At 70.2% G+C, this 15,959-nt stretch carries 15 protein-coding genes; 10 read left to right on the forward strand and 5 right to left on the reverse strand.

The window, feature by feature from the left end:
* The 3 genes from ilvN (at window position 1) to serA (ending at window position 3,459) form a co-directional block, all read left to right on the forward strand.
* The gene (ilvN, locus tag ACIBJH_RS14130) at window positions 1–528 is read left to right on the forward strand and encodes an acetolactate synthase small subunit (RefSeq protein WP_399117111.1); all 528 of its coding nucleotides are present in this window, start codon (window positions 1–3) and stop codon (window positions 526–528) included.
* 111 nt (window positions 529–639) lie between these two features.
* Entirely contained in the window at window positions 640–1,638 is a 999-nt protein-coding gene (gene ilvC, locus ACIBJH_RS14135) for a ketol-acid reductoisomerase (protein ID WP_019068660.1), read from the forward strand.
* Between the two features lie 231 nt (window positions 1,639–1,869).
* Window positions 1,870–3,459, forward strand: coding sequence for a phosphoglycerate dehydrogenase (serA, locus tag ACIBJH_RS14140; protein ID WP_043680266.1), 1,590 nt, complete (start codon window positions 1,870–1,872; stop codon window positions 3,457–3,459).
* A 195-nt stretch (window positions 3,460–3,654) separates the two neighbouring features.
* Here the strand turns inward: serA and ACIBJH_RS14145 are convergent, their stop codons facing one another.
* Entirely contained in the window at window positions 3,655–5,217 is a 1,563-nt protein-coding gene (locus ACIBJH_RS14145) for an MFS transporter (RefSeq protein WP_399117112.1), read from the reverse strand.
* Window positions 5,218–5,327: 110 nt separating this feature from the next.
* On the opposite strand from ACIBJH_RS14145, the gene ACIBJH_RS14150 reads away from it, so the two are divergent.
* Window positions 5,328–5,915 (forward strand): TetR/AcrR family transcriptional regulator, encoded by a 588-nt coding sequence (locus ACIBJH_RS14150; RefSeq protein ID WP_399117113.1) that lies wholly within the window; start codon window positions 5,328–5,330, stop codon window positions 5,913–5,915.
* Here ACIBJH_RS14150 and ACIBJH_RS14155 read toward each other — a convergent pair.
* Window positions 5,866–7,125 (reverse strand): MFS transporter, encoded by a 1,260-nt coding sequence (locus ACIBJH_RS14155; protein ID WP_399117114.1) that lies wholly within the window; start codon window positions 7,123–7,125, stop codon window positions 5,866–5,868. The two genes, ACIBJH_RS14150 and ACIBJH_RS14155, sit on opposite strands and share 50 nt — an antisense overlap.
* A gap of 273 nt (window positions 7,126–7,398) precedes the next feature.
* Here ACIBJH_RS14155 and ACIBJH_RS14160 point away from each other — a divergent pair, with 273 nt between their 5' ends.
* The gene (locus ACIBJH_RS14160; protein WP_399117115.1) at window positions 7,399–7,686 is read left to right on the forward strand and encodes a DUF6355 family natural product biosynthesis protein; all 288 of its coding nucleotides are present in this window, start codon (window positions 7,399–7,401) and stop codon (window positions 7,684–7,686) included.
* On the opposite strand, the gene ACIBJH_RS14165 is transcribed toward ACIBJH_RS14160, so the two are convergent.
* Both ACIBJH_RS14165 and ACIBJH_RS14170 read right to left on the reverse strand, forming a co-directional pair.
* The gene (locus tag ACIBJH_RS14165; RefSeq protein ID WP_399117116.1) at window positions 7,683–8,339 is read right to left on the reverse strand and encodes an HAD family hydrolase; all 657 of its coding nucleotides are present in this window, start codon (window positions 8,337–8,339) and stop codon (window positions 7,683–7,685) included. The two genes, ACIBJH_RS14160 and ACIBJH_RS14165, sit on opposite strands and share 4 nt — an antisense overlap.
* A 31-nt stretch (window positions 8,340–8,370) precedes the next feature.
* A complete protein-coding gene (locus ACIBJH_RS14170) occupies window positions 8,371–9,615 on the reverse strand; it encodes a PucR family transcriptional regulator (protein WP_399117117.1) in 1,245 nt (414 codons plus the stop codon).
* Between the two features lie 143 nt (window positions 9,616–9,758).
* Here ACIBJH_RS14170 and ACIBJH_RS14175 point away from each other — a divergent pair, with 143 nt between their 5' ends.
* The 5 genes from ACIBJH_RS14175 to ACIBJH_RS14195 all read left to right on the forward strand — a co-directional run bounded on the left by ACIBJH_RS14175 (window position 9,759) and on the right by ACIBJH_RS14195 (window position 14,265).
* Window positions 9,759–10,685, forward strand: a complete 927-nt coding sequence (locus tag ACIBJH_RS14175; protein WP_399117118.1) for a proline dehydrogenase family protein — start codon at window positions 9,759–9,761, stop codon at window positions 10,683–10,685.
* Between the two features lie 38 nt (window positions 10,686–10,723).
* Window positions 10,724–12,355, forward strand: a complete 1,632-nt coding sequence (gene pruA / locus ACIBJH_RS14180) for an L-glutamate gamma-semialdehyde dehydrogenase (protein ID WP_399117119.1) — start codon at window positions 10,724–10,726, stop codon at window positions 12,353–12,355.
* A gap of 50 nt (window positions 12,356–12,405) precedes the next feature.
* Window positions 12,406–13,254 carry an alpha/beta fold hydrolase gene (locus ACIBJH_RS14185; RefSeq protein WP_399117373.1) on the forward strand — a complete coding sequence of 283 codons (849 nt, stop codon included), beginning with the start codon at window positions 12,406–12,408 and terminating at the stop codon, window positions 13,252–13,254.
* A 72-nt stretch (window positions 13,255–13,326) separates the two neighbouring features.
* A complete protein-coding gene (locus ACIBJH_RS14190; RefSeq protein WP_262059048.1) occupies window positions 13,327–13,866 on the forward strand; it encodes a GNAT family N-acetyltransferase in 540 nt (179 codons plus the stop codon).
* A 267-nt stretch (window positions 13,867–14,133) separates the two neighbouring features.
* Window positions 14,134–14,265 (forward strand): hypothetical protein, encoded by a 132-nt coding sequence (locus ACIBJH_RS14195; RefSeq protein WP_019068673.1) that lies wholly within the window; start codon window positions 14,134–14,136, stop codon window positions 14,263–14,265.
* Window positions 14,266–14,320: 55 nt separating this feature from the next.
* Here ACIBJH_RS14195 and ACIBJH_RS14200 read toward each other — a convergent pair whose 3' ends face one another.
* Complete coding sequence (locus ACIBJH_RS14200) at window positions 14,321–15,916, reverse strand: purple acid phosphatase family protein (protein ID WP_399117120.1); 1,596 nt, start codon at window positions 15,914–15,916, stop codon at window positions 14,321–14,323.
* Window positions 15,917–15,959 lie beyond the last annotated feature (43 nt).

Here is a 15,959-nt window from a genome sequence, read left to right on the forward strand (position 1 = left end):
ATGTCCAAGCACACGCTCTCCGTCCTGGTGGAGAACAAGCCAGGTGTCCTCGCCCGGATCACCGCCCTGTTCTCCCGGCGCAGCTTCAACATCGACTCCCTCGCCGTCGGAGTCACCGAGCACCCCGACATCTCCCGCATCACGATCGTGGTGAACGTGATCGAGGCACTCCCGCTCGAACAGGTCACCAAGCAGCTCAACAAGCTCGTCAACGTGCTGAAGATCGTCGAACTGGAGCCGGGTTCCGCCGTTCAGCGCGAACTCGTTCTGGTGAAGGTGCGCGCCGACAACGAGACGCGCTCCCAGATCGTCGAGATCGTCCAGCTGTTCCGCGCCAAGACCGTCGACGTCTCCCCGGAGGCCGTCACCATCGAGGCCACCGGCTCCACCGACAAGCTGACCGCCATGCTCAAGATGCTGGAGCCGTACGGCATCAAGGAACTGGTCCAGTCCGGCACGATCGCCATCGGCCGCGGCGCCCGCTCCATCACCGACCGCTCGCTGCGCGCGCTCGACCGCTCCGCGTAGACCCGTGTGCGGGCGGCCCCGGCCGCCCGCATTCCGAGACCCCCGAACTTCGATTCCGCCCGCCGTCATACGGTGGGACGCAACACCTGCACACCAAGGAGAGAACCCAAAGTGGCCGAGCTGTTCTACGACGCCGACGCCGACCTGTCCATCATCCAGGGCCGCAAGGTCGCGGTCATCGGCTACGGCAGCCAGGGCCACGCCCACGCGCTGTCGCTCCGTGACTCCGGCGTCGACGTGCGCGTCGGTCTGCACGAGGGCTCCAAGTCCAAGGCGAAGGCCGAGGAGCAGGGCCTGCGCGTGGTGACGCCCTCCGAGGCCGCCGCCGAGGCCGACGTCATCATGATCCTCGTGCCGGACCCGATCCAGGCCCAGGTCTACGAGGAGTCCATCAAGGACAACCTCAAGGACGGCGACGCGCTGTTCTTCGGCCACGGTCTGAACATCCGCTTCGACTTCATCAAGCCGCCGGCCGGCGTCGACGTCTGCATGGTCGCCCCCAAGGGCCCGGGCCACCTCGTCCGCCGCCAGTACGAGGAGGGCCGCGGCGTTCCCTGTATCGCGGCCGTCGAGCAGGACGCGACCGGCAACGGCTTCGCGCTCGCGCTGTCGTACGCGAAGGGCATCGGCGGCACCCGCGCCGGCGTCATCAAGACGACCTTCACCGAGGAGACCGAGACCGACCTGTTCGGTGAGCAGGCCGTTCTCTGCGGTGGTACGGCCGCGCTGGTCAAGGCCGGTTTCGAGACGCTGACCGAGGCCGGTTACCAGCCCGAGATCGCGTACTTCGAGTGCCTGCACGAGCTGAAGCTCATCGTCGACCTCATGTACGAGGGCGGCCTGGAGAAGATGCGCTGGTCGATCTCCGAGACCGCGGAGTGGGGCGACTACGTCACCGGCCCGCGGATCATCACGGACGAGACCAAGGCCACGATGAAGCAGGTCCTCGCCGAGATCCAGGACGGCACCTTCGCGCGTGAGTGGATGGCCGAGTACCACGGTGGCCTGAAGAAGTACAACGAGTACAAGCAGAAGGACGCCGAGTCCCTGCTGGAGACCACCGGCAAGCAGCTCCGCAAGCTGATGAGCTGGGTCGACGAAGAGGCGTAAGGCCTGGGGCCGAGGGGCCGGAGCGAGCACTCCGGCCCCTTTGTCCAACCCGTCCGGTCACGGACGGGTGATCCTTCCGCAGAGGCGTAAGACGACTGTCGGCGCGCCACTACACTGCCGTACTAATACGCGTCAGGCCCACAGCGTCGTGCGTCTCCACGCGGCCCGTACCTCCACCGCCTGCGGCCGTCGGGACGGCCGTCCGCACGCAATGGACTTGTGAGGACTCACGTGAGCTCGAAACCTGTCGTACTCATCGCTGAAGAGCTGTCGCCCGCGACGGTGGACGCCCTCGGCCCGGACTTCGAGATCCGCCACTGCAACGGCGCGGACCGGGGCGAGCTGCTCCCCGCGATCGCCGACGTGGACGCGATCCTGATCCGTTCGGCCACCAAGGTCGACGCCGAGGCGGTCGCCGCCGCGAAGAAGCTGAAGGTCGTCGCACGAGCCGGCGTCGGCCTGGACAACGTGGACGTCTCCGCCGCCACCAAGGCCGGCGTGATGGTCGTCAACGCCCCCACCTCGAACATCGTCACCGCCGCCGAACTGGCCTGCGGTCTGCTGCTGGCGACCGCACGCCACATCCCGCAGGCCAACGCCGCGCTGAAGAACGGCGAGTGGAAGCGCAGCAAGTACACGGGCGTCGAGCTGGCCGAGAAGACTCTCGGCGTCGTCGGCCTCGGCCGCATCGGCGCGCTCGTCGCGCAGCGCATGTCCGCGTTCGGGATGAAGGTCGTCGCCTACGACCCCTACATCCAGCCCGCGCGGGCCGCCCAGATGGGCGTCAAGATCCTGTCGCTCGACGAGCTGCTCGAAGTCTCCGACTTCATCACCGTGCACCTGCCCAAGACCCCCGAGACGGTCGGTCTGATCGGCGACGAGGCGCTGCGCAAGGTCAAGCCGACCGTCCGCATCGTCAACGCCGCGCGCGGCGGGATCGTCGACGAGGAGGCGCTGTACTCCGCGCTCAAGGAGGGCCGCGTCGCCGGCGCCGGCCTCGACGTGTACGCGAAGGAGCCCTGCACGGACTCTCCGCTCTTCGAGTTCGACCAGGTCGTCTCCACCCCGCACCTCGGCGCCTCCACGGACGAGGCCCAGGAGAAGGCCGGTGTCTCGGTCGCCAAGTCGGTGCGCCTCGCGCTCGCCGGTGAACTCGTCCCCGACGCGGTCAACGTCCAGGGCGGAGTCATCGCCGAGGACGTCAAGCCCGGCCTCCCGCTCGCCGAGAAGCTCGGCCGCATCTTCACCGCGCTCGCGGGCGAGGTCGCGGTCCGCCTCGACGTCGAGGTCTACGGCGAGATCACCCAGCACGACGTCAAGGTGCTCGAACTCTCCGCGCTCAAGGGCGTGTTCGAGGACGTCGTCGACGAGACCGTGTCGTACGTCAACGCCCCGCTGTTCGCGCAGGAGCGCGGCGTCGAGGTACGGCTGACGACCAGCTCCGAGTCCGCCGACCACCGCAACGTCGTCACCGTGCGCGGCACGCTGAGCAGCGGCGAGGAGGTCGCGGTCTCCGGCACGCTGGCCGGTCCGAAGAACCTGCAGAAGATCGTCGCGGTCGGCGACTACGACGTCGACCTCGCGCTCGCCGACCACATGGTGGTGCTGCGGTACGAGGACCGTCCCGGTGTCGTCGGCACGGTCGGCCGCGTCTTCGGCGAGGCCGGCATCAACATCGCCGGTATGCAGGTGTCGCGGTCGGTCGCGGGCGGCGAGGCGCTGGCGGTTCTGACCGTCGACGACACGGTTGCCGCGGGCGTGTTGGCGGAGGTGGCCGAGGAGATCGGCGCGACGTCGGCTCGTTCGGTGAACCTCGTCTGAACCTGAACCTGAACCTGACCCTGGCCTTGGGCTGAGGTGGTGCTGGGGGCTCCGCCCCCAGACCCCCGATCGGCCCTGAAGGGGCCTCGTCCTCAAACGCCGGACGGGCTGGATTTTGCCGGCCTGCGTTGAAAGGCGCCGGGCGGGTCGAGGAGAGAATCCTCGACCCGCCCGGCGTTCCTGTGTGTTGGGCCCTCAGGCCTGCGCTTCCTGCGGCTCCGCCGCCGTCGGCTGCGGCGCCTGCACCCGCAGCCCCCGCAGGGTTCGCGCCGCAGCGAAGGCCGCGCCCAGGAGCAGTACCGCGCCCGCGATCGCCGCGCCGTGCATCCCGTCGGTGAACGCCTTCCGCGCGGTCGTGGCCAGGGCATCTCCCGTGTGCCCCGGTAGCTGCCGGGCGACGGCCAGCGCGCCGCCGAGGGTCTCGTGGGCCGGGGCGGGGGCCGAGGCCGGGATGCCGTGGCGGTAGACGGCCGTACCGATGGAGCCCAGGACCGCCATGCCGAGCGCGCCGCCGAACTCCGCGCCCGTCTCCATCAGCGAGGACGCGACGCCCGCCTTCTCCACCGGCGCGCTGCCCATCGCGAGGTCCATGATCTGGGACATCACCATGACGATCCCGGAGGCGAGGACACCGGCGGCGGCCAGGGCCAACCAGAGGGAGTCGGTGCCGGTGACGGCGAGCATGCCGTAGCCGCAGGCGGCGGTCGCGAAGCCGGCCGCGACGACGTAGGCGCGGTCGACTCCCTTCTGCACGAGGGTCGTTGCCAGCGGGGCCGCCATGCCTATCGGCACCGACGGGAGCAGCGCCCACAGGGCCGCTTCCATCGCGCTCTTGCCGAGCACCGACTGCAGGTACTGCGTGGTGAAGAAGGCCGAGCCCATCATGCCGAACGCGGAGACGAGGTTGAGGACGACGGAGGGTGCGAAGCCGCGGCCCCGGAAGAGGGCGGGGTCGATCATCGGGGAGGCGGCGGTGCGCTGGCGGTGGACGAAGAGGGCCGCGAAGAGCAGGCCGACGGTGATCGAGACGACGTACTGGACGTGCCAGCCCTCGGACGGGATCTCCTTGATGCCGTAGATCACGGGCAGGACGGCGGCCAGGGACATCGGGACGCTCGGCCAGTCGAAGCGGCCGGGGACCGGGTTCTTCGACTCGGGGAGCAGGAACGGGCCGATCACCAGCAGCAGTGCCATCGCGGGCAGGTTGATCAGGAAGACCGAGCCCCACCAGAAGTACTGGACCAGCACCCCGCTCAGCACCGAGCCGAGCGCGACACCGGCGGTCATCACACCGGACCACAGACCGATCGCCTTGGCGCGCTGGCCGGGGTCGGTGAACATCGTGCGCAGCAGCGCCATCGTCGAGGGCATCAGGGTGGCGCCGCCGATGCCGAGGACCGCGCGGGCCGCGATCAGGGTCTCGGCGCTGTCCGCGTAGGCCGCGATGAACGAGGCGCTGCCGAAGGCGGCGGCGCCGATCAGGAGGAGCCGGCGGCGGCCGATGCGGTCGCCGACCGAGCCCATCGTCATCAGCAGGCCGGCCAGGACGAAGGCGTAGATGTCGAAGATCCACAGTTGCTGGGTGCCGCTGGGCTCCAGGTCCGCGCTGATCGCCGGGATGGCGAAGTAGAGGACCGAGACGTCCATCGAGACGAGGAGCAGCGGCAGCATCAGAACGCCGAGGGCGGTCCATTCGCGGCGTCCGGCACGGGAGTTGGGGGTGCTCGCAGGGTTCGTCGAGCTCGTCGGGTTCGTCATGACAGTGAATGTACGCACGTCTTAAACGCTTGTCTATGACGCGCGTATAAATCGCTCGTGTAAATCATGCGTCTAGGACGGCTGTATGAATCGGCGCTAGGCTGGAGCGCATGGGACACCGTGAGGATCTGCTCGAAGGCGCGAAGCGCTGCCTGCTGGAGAAGGGGTTCGCGCGCACCACGGCGCGCGACATCGTGAAGGAGTCGGGCACCAACCTGGCGTCCATCGGCTACCACTACGGCTCGAAGGACGCGCTGCTCGCGCAGGCGTATCTCGCGCTGGTGGAGCAGACGTCCGACGCCTTCGAGGGAGGTGAGGGCGCGGAGCTCGGGGGCGAGCCCGGTTCGCTGGAGCGGTTCCGGGCGGTGTTCTCGAACGTGGTCGCCACCATGAGCGAGCCGGGTTCGATGTGGGGGCTCGGCATGGAGGTCATGACCATGGGCGACAAACTGCCCGAGGTGCGCGACCAGTTGGGCCGGGCGCAGCGGGAGGGCGGTCGGGCCATGGTCGCGCTGATGATGAGCACCCCCGAGGCGGAGGTCTCGGATGAGACCGCGGACTCTCTCGGCGCCCTCTACATGACCCTGACCACGGGGCTCATCGCGCAGTGGACCTTCGACCCGAAGACCGCACCCGACGCCGAGCAGCTCACCGAGGGTCTCCGCCAACTGCTGAAGGGCGAGCCGAAGGCGCCGTGACCCGTCGGTCCCGCACTGCCGGCACCACCGCCACCAGCATCAGCAGCGCGGTCAGCGCGAAGGCCCACGGATAACCGGTCAGGCCGGCCGTGATGCCGAAGCCGGCCGCGCCCACGCCCATTCCGCCGTCGTAGGCCAGGTTCCACAGCGCGCTGACCGTGCCGTACGAGACGGCGGAGGTGCGGGCGTACATCAGGGTCAGCGTGGCGTTCTGGGTGATGCCGAAGCCCGCGCCGAACAGGGCGGTGCCCGCGACGACGGCGACCGGGTTCGAGGTCGGGGCGATGGCCAGGACGCCCGCCGCCGACAGGAGCAGGCCGGGTAGTACGAGCCGCTCGCTGCCGTGCCGGTCGCCGTGGCGGCCCGCCAGCCAGCGGGTCACAGTGGCGGCCGCGGTCTGCACGAACAGTGCCGCCGCGACGACTCCGGCGGACGCCGAGGCCACGGCCAGCGGCAGGAACGTGACGAGGATGCCGGCGGCGGTGGCGGTGGCCGCGAAGACCAGAATGGGCCGTAGCAGAGCGCCGGTTCGCAGGCCTCGTACGACACCCGTCGGCTGATCGGGGCGGTCGGGTTTGCTCGTCCGGTCCGGCAGGCCGGTGACGAAGGGGATCGCGGCCAGTGCCGCGAGGCCACCGGCGACGGCGACCGGCCCGAATCCCGCGTGCCTGGCCAGCCACAGACCCAGGGGCAGTGCGACCAGCGACGGCACGCCGGACACCAGACCCACCAACGCCAGCCCCTCGCCCCGGCGTTGGTCCGGGATCAGCGACGCGGTCAGGGCGCCGCCCGCGACGATCGTCAGCGCGAAGCCGAGCCCGCGCACGAAGCACACCGCGACGACCCACGCGGTGTCGCCCGAGACGGTCAGCACCAGCGCCGGGGCGCCGAGCAGCAACAGGCCCGCCATCAGAGTCAGTCGGTACCCGAAGCGGTCGACGAGCCGGGGTGTGACCAGCTCGCCCAGCACCGTCGCGAGCATCAACGACCCGGTCGCGAGCCCCGCCGCGCCTCCGCCGCCCCGCTCGGCGGCATACGCCGGTACGACCGAGAGCAGCAGGAAGAAACTGAGGCTGGCGCCGACCACGCTGACGAAGCGGAGGAGCAGGGGGCGGGTGAGGAGCGGGGGACGACTGCCCGAAATGGCCTCGGGGGGAGGGCAGTTGGGCGTTGCGGGGGTCGGGGAGCCGGAGGTCTGGCCGGTCGTCATGGCCTCGACACTAGATTCCGGCCGGGTCGCCTGGCAGGTCCAATTCCGGGCGGGTGGACTGGCCGTTCGGCCGCGTTCCGCCGGACAGGACCTCACGGCGCGGGCCGCGTGGTCGCGCGGGCGACTGGAGGATCACCCGATGGATGTAACGACAAATCGATTCTCCGGGTGAACGCCACGGAGTTCGATCAACCGCACCGGCCGGCGCGGCGATCGTGGGGCCGGTGTCAGACCGCTCCACCGCCCAACTCATCGCCGACCAAGGAGTTTCCCTTGCGAGTTCGTCGTGTCGTGACCAGCGCCCTCGGTGCCGCAGCCCTCGTGCTCACCTCGCTCGGCACGGTGGCCGCCGCCACCCCCGCGTCCGCCAACCCCTGCGGCTTCTTCAAGACCAGCACCGACGCCTACTACCGCCACTGCACCAGGGACGGCTCGCATGTCGTCATCAAGGTCAAGGTCGCCCGGGCCCGCGACCACGAGGCATGCGTCAGGCCCGGCACGACCTGGCTGGGCTCCGCCCGCAAGATCCAGGGCGCCTACTACGTCGGGCGGGTCTGCTAGGCGGCGTCCGCGACGCCCATGACGTGGTGGATCGCCGACGCGGTGTCGGGCGTGATGTGTGTGGGGCGGAACGCCGGCTCGGTCCACGGGCGGCCGTTCGACACCCACACACTGCGCGCGTCGACGCCCGTGGCGCCCCCGATGTCGGCGTGCGCGGAGTCGCCGACGACCCAGGACGAGTGAAGGGGTTCGCCCACGCTTTCCGCCGCCGCGTGGAAGATCTCCGGTGCGGGCTTCTTGTGGCCGGCCGCCTCGGAGATCACCCAGCCGTGCACCAACGCGTCGAGCCCGGCCGTCCGGATCTTCAACTCCTGTTGAGCGGTACGGCCGTTGGTGACGATCACGCAGTTCCAGCCCGTCGCGACAGCCACCGCGAGGGCCTCGCGCGTGGGCTCGGCCAGGGTGACCCGGTCGGCGGCGCCCCGGTCGAGGAACCCCCGCACGTGCGCGTCGGTGACGGCCCCGCCGTAGCGCTCGGTCATGGCCTTCGCCAGGTCCGGCCTCGGCGTGTAGCCGCCGGCGTCGACCGACATCAGCCAGGCGACGTCCTCCTCGGGCAGGTCGTACGCGGCCAGGAACTCCGACACCGCGTCCCGGAACGCGGCGTCACGGTCGACCAGGGTGTTGTCCAGGTCGAGCAGCAACAGCGGCATGCCGGGCAGTAGATCACCCGCTGGGCCGGGCCTACAGCCGAGCCCCCTTCAACACCATGTGCAGCAACAGCCGGTCCTCCCCGTCGTCCAGGTCCAGCCCGGTGAGCTGCTCCACCCGTGACAGGCGGTAGTAGAGCGTCTGGCGGTGGATGCCCAACTCGGCTGCCGTGCGCCCCGCTTGGCCCGCGTGGTCGAGGTACACCTCGGCGGTGCGGGCGAGTTCGTGGTGGGCGGGGGAGAGGAGGGGGCCGACCGCCGGGTCGTGGGCGGAGTCCGGGGGGAGGCTGGTCAGGAGGCGGTACGGCCCGATGCGGGACCAGTCGGCGACCGGGGCGAAGCGGGGTTCCGCGAGGGCGGTGCGGGCCGCCGCCGTGGCTTCCTGCCAGGCGGTGGCGAGGTCGGTGAGGCCGACGCGGGGGCGCCCGATGCCCGCCGCGCGGTGGGCGCCGGGCGGGCCGTCCTTGAGGAGACGGGTCGCCGCCGCCTCCGCGGAACTCCCCGCGTCCGTCGACCGCAGCCGTACCAGCACCGCCAGGCACTGCTGCTCCGCCGCACCTGCGCCCGCGCCTGCGCCCGCACTCGCGCCTGCGCCCGCACCCGCCCCCCACGGGACCGTGCACAGCGCCGTCGCGTGCGGCACCGTACGGGCGGACGGGGCGTCGTCGGGATCGGCGGATGGCCAGGGGGCGACGCACACCAACGTGTACGGGCCGTCGCCGCGCGTGCCGAGGGCCGTGCGTAGGGCCGCCACCGCCATGTCGCCCTGCCAGCCGCGCTCGGCGGTCAGCACCGCCCGCAGCTCCCGGCTGAGATCCGCCCCGTGCTGCGCCTCGTCCGCGAGCAGCGCGCCGATGCGGGTCGTCACCTCCATGGCCGCGTCCAGCTGCGGGCCGGTGGGCCCGGGATCGTCGGCCAGGAGCCAGACGTAGCCGAGGACGACGCCCCGATGGCGTACGGGAAGGCAGATACGGCCTCGGTAGACACCCGCCTCGGGGGTGGGTGGGATGCGGACCGGGCCGGTCGCCCGGGTGATGCCGAAGCCCTCGAACCAGGTGCGGATCGCCGCCGTGGAGCGCCGGGTGAGGATCGAGCGGGTGCGGACGGGGTCCAGGGCGGTCGGGTCCAGGTCGCCCTCGCCGTCGTAGGCCCCGAAGGCGATCAGTTCGAAGTCGCGGTTCTCCAGGGTCGCCGGGGCGCCGAGCAGTTCGGAGATCTCGTCGACGAGCTCCTGGTAGTCGCCTCTGGAATCGGATGTCACCCGGGCATTCTCGCGCATTCCCCCGCCGAATCGATGCCGCCTTCATACATCTGTATGAGATCTGCGGCACGGATGCGTGACAGCTGTCGATGGTCGACGATCGGAGACAACCCTAGGTTTCACGGTGGTTCCCCTTATGTCCGACCGCTTGGAGGTTCCCCGTGCTGGGTCCCGTGATTCTCGCCGCCTCGCGCAGCGATCAGATGCGTCGGCTGATCTCGGCGGCGCCGGTGACCAAGCAGGTCGTGGACCGCTTCATCCCCGGCGAGACCGTCGACGAGATCGTGCCGATCGTCCAGGACCTGACCGCCAAGGGTCTGGAGCTGACGATGGACGTCGTCGGCGAGGACATCACCACCCCCGAGCAGGCCGCCGCCGCCCGTGACGCCTATCTGACCCTCGTCGACCGGCTGGCAGAGCTCGAACTGGGTACCCGGGCCGAGATGTCCATCAAGCTGTCCATGTTCGGGCAGGCACTGGAGGGCGGTCACGAACTCGCCCTCGCCAACGTCCGGCCCGTCGTCGAGGCCGCCGCCGCCATCGGTACGACCGTCACGCTCGACGCCGAGGACCACACCACCCTCGACTCGATGTTCGCGATCCACGAGGAGCTGCGGAAGGACTTCCCGCAGACCGGCTGCGTCATCCAGGCCTACCTCTTCCGCACCGAGTCCGACGCCCGCCGCCTCGCCGAGGCCGGCAGCCGCGTCCGGCTCGTGAAGGGCGCCTACAAGGAGCCCGCCGAGGTCGCCTACCAGCAGAAACACGAGATCGACAAGGCGTACGTCCGGATTCTGCGGATCCTGATGGAGGGGGAGGGGTACCCGATGGTCGGGTCCCACGACCCGCGCCTCATCTCCATCGCGCAGGAGCTGGCCCGGCGCGCGGGGCGCAAGCTCGACGAGTACGAGTTCCAGATGCTGTACGGGATCAGGAGCGACGAGCACTTGCGGCTCGCCGCCGAGGGCCACCGCATGCGCGTCTACACGGCCTACGGCACCGACTGGTACGGCTACTTCATGCGCCGCCTGGCGGAGAAGCCGGCCAACCTCCTCTTCTTCGCCCGCTCCACTCTCACCAAGGGCTGACCCCAACACCCGCTCACGTACAAGGAGTTACGGATCTCATGGACGCTGTGACCCAGGTCCCCACCCCCGTCAACGAGCCGGTGCACGGCTACGCGCCCGGCTCTCCCGAGCGCGCCCGTCTTGAGGTCAAGCTCAAGGAACTGGCCGAGAACCCGATCGACCTGCCGATGACCATCGGCGGCGAGAAGCGGATGGGCGGCGGCGAGCGCGTCGACGTCGTCCAGCCGCACAACCACAAGGCACGGCTGGGTACTTACGCCAACGCGACCCAGGACGACGCCCAGGACGCGATCGACGCGGCCCTCACCGCCGCGCCCGCCTGGCGCGCGATGTCCTTCGACGACCGCGCCGCGATCATCCTGCGCGCCGCCGAACTGCTCTCCGGCCCTTGGCGCGAGACCCTTGCCGCCTCCACCATGCTCGGCCAGTCCAAGACCGCCCAGCAGGCCGAGATCGACTGTCCCTGCGAACTGGTCGACTTCTGGCGCTTCAACGTCAAGTACGCCCGCGACCTGCTCGCCGAGCAGCCCCCGGCCAACTCCCCGGGCGTCTGGAACCGCCTCGACCACCGCCCGCTCGAAGGCTTCGTCTACGCGATCACCCCCTTCAACTTCACCGCGATCGCGGGCAACTTGCCGACGGCCCCGGCGCTCATGGGCAACGTCGTGGTCTGGAAGCCGTCGCCGACGCAGACCCACTCCGCCGTCCTCCTCATGCAGTTGCTGGAGGAGGCGGGGCTCCCCAAGGGCGTCATCAACCTCGTCACCGGCGACGGCATCGAGGTGTCGAAGGTCGCCCTTGAGCACCGCGACCTCGCCGCCATCCACTTCACCGGGTCCACCAAGACCTTCCAGTACCTGTGGAAGACGGTCGGCACCAACATCGAGAAGTACCGCTCCTACCCGCGACTCGTCGGCGAGACCGGCGGCAAGGACTTCGTCGTCGCCCACCCGAGCGCCGACCGCGCGGTGTTGAAGACGGCGCTGACCCGTGGCGCCTTCGAGTACCAGGGGCAGAAGTGCTCCGCGACCTCCCGCGCGTACATCCCGGCGTCGATCTGGAACTCCGGTTTCAAGGAGGAATTCGCCGCCGAGGTCGACTACTTGACGATGGGTGACGTCACCGACCTCGCCAACTTCATCGGCGCGGTGATCGACGAGCGCGCCTTCGCCAAGAACAAGGCGGCCATCGACCGCGCCAAGGCGGACCCCAACTGCACGATCGTCGCGGGCGGTTCGTACGACGACTCGGTCGGTTACTTCGTCCGCCCGACCGTCGTCGAGTGCAGCGACCCGGCCAACGAGGTGTTCACGACCGAGTACTTCGGCCCGTTCCTCGCCGTGCACGTCTACGAGGACGACGCCTACGACGAGATGCTGACCCAGATGGAGTCGGTGTCCGACTACGCCCTCACCGGTTCGGTCATCTCCAACGACCGTGCGGCGGCGGCGTACACGATGGAGAAGCTGCGCTACGCGGCCGGCAACTTCTACATCAACGACAAGTCCACCGGCGCGGTCGTCGGCCAGCAGCCGTTCGGCGGCGGTCGCTCCTCCGGCACCAACGACAAGGCCGGCGCCCCGCAGAACCTGATGCGTTGGACCCTGACCCGCGCCATCAAGGAGACGCTGGTCGCTCCTACCGACTACACCTACCCGCACATGGGCTGACCCACCGGCGGCCCGCAACCGGCAGACTCCCCGTCATGACCCCAACCCGTATGCAGGACACGGTGGTTACGGCGGACGACGGAGTACGGCTGTGGGCCTCCCGGTCCGGCCGTGGCACGCCCGACACCCCACCCCTGGTGCTGTGCCACGGCGGACCCGGACTCTGGGACATGTCCGAGGACGTGGCCGGGATGTTCGACTCCCGCACCACGGTGGTCCGTTGGGACCAGCGCGGCTGCGGGCGGTCCGAGGCGTGCGCGGGCCCGTGGACCACCGAACGGTTCGTGGCCGATCTCGACGCCGTACGACGGCACTTCGCGCTGGAACGGCCGGTGCTGCTCGGCCACTCCTGGGGCGCCTCGCTCGCCCTGCACTACGCCCTCGCCCACCCGGACCGGGTCGCCGCCCTCGTCTACGTCAGTGGCATCGGCATCGGGCCGGACGCCGACTGGCACGGCGCCTTCGAGGAGAACCTCCTCGCCCGGCTCGGCGAGGACCCCGGGCGGCTCGCCCGCTGGCGGGAGTTGCCCGGCGACAGCCGTGAGCGGGCGGTGCTCCAGTGGTCCGCCGAGTTCGAGGACCGGAAGCGGGCGGGCGAGTACGCGGAGCGGATGGCCGACCCGTGGTTTCCCATCAACCTCGCCTGCAACAAGGCCCTGAACGCCGAGGCGAGACGGACCGCCGGCACCCCCGCCCTGTACGCCGCCTGCGAGGCCCTCGACCTCCCCGTGCTCATCGTCGACGGGGAGCGGGACATCCGCCCCCGGTCGGCCGTCGACTCGCTGGAGCGGGCGCTGCCCCGGGTACGGCGGGTGACCCTGGCGGGCGCGGGGCACCTCCCGTGGGTCGAGGACCCGCACGGATTCCGCGAAGCGGTGCTGAGAGAGATGCGCTCATGACGTCAAACGCGGTCATGACAGCGATGCGGCGATGACGGCACGCCGTGCGCCCGTGTCTCCGATACTGACCCCGTGACCATCCGTATGCGCACCGCCCACACGGCCGACCTCACCCCGGCCGATCTCCGCGCCGCCCGCGCGCTGCTGGACGCCGCCTTCGCCGGTGACCTCACCGACCAGGACTTCGAGCACGGCCTCGGCGGCGTGCACGCCCTGCTCGCCGACGAGGACGGGCTCGTCGCGCACGGCTCGGTCGTGATGCGCCGGGTGCGGTATCGCGGGCGCTGGCTGCGGGTCGGATACGTGGAGGGCGTGGGCGTACGGCCCGACGCCCGCCGCCGGGGGCACGGCGGCCGGATCATGGCCGAACTGGAGCGGATCGTCGACCACGCCTACGACGTCGGTCTGCTCGGCGCCAGCGACGACGGCGCCCGGCTCTACACCGCGCGCGGCTGGCGGCTGTGGGGCGGCAAGATCTCCGCCCTCGGCCCGGACGGCATCGTCCATCTGCCCGAGGAGGAGGACAGCACCTACGTCCGTCCCGCGCTCGCCGGACCCCTCGACCTCGACGCCGATCTCCTCTTCGACTGGCGGGACGGAGACGTGCTCTGACGCCTTGCCGCGTTTTGTGAAACCGCAGGTCAACGCCGCGTGACTCGTTTCACCGTCTCAGATAGTAGGAAGTCCGAGTAATTGTGGAGACAGATGCGCGGTCCTGTCCTAGCTTTGTAGAAGCCGAACGTCTCGCTAGACCAAGCGAATGGCGGCCGTGAGCCGGACAGCATGCAGGCAACCCCTGTGGTCCGTGGCTCCCCGCCTCTTCCGGCGTCTCGTAACCCCCTTCAGTACTCCAGGAATTGTCGAAGGAGTCGATTCTCCATGGCCGAGACGACCGTCCGCCGCCGCGTCCGCCACGTGACCCGCACCAGCGAGTCCGAGCGCAAGAACGCCGCCGCCGCTCTCCAGCGCGCCCTCGACCGCCGGGACAACGGCGGCGAGACCGGCCACTGAGCAGCAGCAACACCCACCAGCCGGGAGCCGCGCCCGCACGGGGTGCGGCGCGGTCTCATCGACCGCGCCGCACCTCGAAGTGGTCGACGCGCTTGCCGTTCTGGTCAAGCGCCGACACCCTGAGCCTCGGCGTACTGCCGCTCTCCGCCTCCACCGAGAGGAGGGAGAAGCCCCGGTAGCGCACCCGTGACCACTCCACCGTCTCCGGCTGGCTGTGCTGGCCCTTCGCCCACTGCATGGTGTCGACCGTCCCGTGCCGGGTGACGTGCCCCTCGTAGCTCTCCTTGACGCCCGCCGGGAAGCCGTACAGATCCCGGCCGCCGCCGCCCGCCGTGACGTAGACGATCCCGTCCTTCGTCGGATCGGTGGACGCGCCGATGGGTACCGCCCGGCCGACCTGGCCCTTCTTGATGGCGTCGGTCCGCTCGTAGACGTGGTTGTGCCCGTTGATCACCAGGTCCACCTGGTGCTTCGCGAACAGCGGCAGCCACTCGCTCCGCACCCCGCCGTCCGAGGCGTGCGCGGAGGTCGAGTAGGCGCAGTGGTGGAAGAAGACGACGAGGAAGTCGACCCCCTTCGCCGCCCGCAGCTCCCGCAGCCTGCGGTCCAGCCACTTCGTCTGCTTTCCGCCCGTGTAGCCGAGGTTGGCGGTGATCTCGTACGACACGTCGTTCGCGTCGAGCGCCACGACGCCGACGTTGCCGTAGACGAACGAGTACACACCCGGCGCGTGCGACGGGTCGAAGCCGTTGTCCGGGAGTGACCAGCGGGCGAGCTGGCCGCCGTAGCCGTCGGGGGAGTACCAGGCCTCCATGTCGTGGTTGCCGGTCGTCACCATCCACGGGACAGTCCTGGAGACGCCCTCGTTCTGCTTGAGGAACAGGTCCCAGTACGTCGGGTCGTAGCCGTCCGTCGTCTTGCCCTGCCCGTTGGTGTCCGCGTAGCAGATGTCACCGGCGTGGAGGTGGAACGCGGGGTTCTCGCGCAGGATCACATGGTCGTTGGCGGCTGCCGCGTTGCTCACGCCCTGGTCGCCGAAGGCCGTGAACACGAACCTCTCCGGGCTCCCCGGCGCCGTACGGAACGAGCCGATCGTCGAGCGGTGGGCCGGGGCGGCCGGGTCGAAACCCTCGTGGCCGACGCCGTAGTAGTACGTCGTGCCGGGGTGGAGGCCGTCCAGGGCCGCGTGGACGTAGTACTGCTCCACGGCGGGGCGGACGCCGGTCAGGCCGGGGGTGTGCAGCGCGCGTATCTCGGCGGTGATCCGGCGGCTGAGGTCGTCGGGCTTCGTCCCGATGCGCACGTACGGCCTCCTGACCGCGAACGGGACCTGCCAGGAGATCCGCATCTCCGTCTTCGGGTCGGTGCCGAAGGCGAGATGGCGGCCGAAGGGGGTGACCACCGCGCCGGGCACCTTCGACGTGGCGGGGGAGGGGAGCGTGGCTTTGGCGTCGGTGGTGCTCTTGCCGGCGCACCCGGTCAGCAGGCCGCCCGCCACCATGCCCGCCGTCACCAGGGTGCGGCGCCTGGTCGGCTTGGTGCGCAGGTACTCGTACTGCTCGGCCATGCTCATCCGGACCGCGAGGTGCTCCGGGATGCCGACATCAGGTACGGGGGGTTCGGGGGGTGTCCCCCCGAAAAGCACAGTCATGTCGATGAAGCTCCCCCACAAGTCCAACGGGCGCCATACGTAA

Source organism: Streptomyces sp. NPDC050548, assembly GCF_044457385.1.
In the GTDB taxonomy this organism is placed as follows: Bacteria; Actinomycetota; Actinomycetes; order Streptomycetales; family Streptomycetaceae; genus Streptomyces.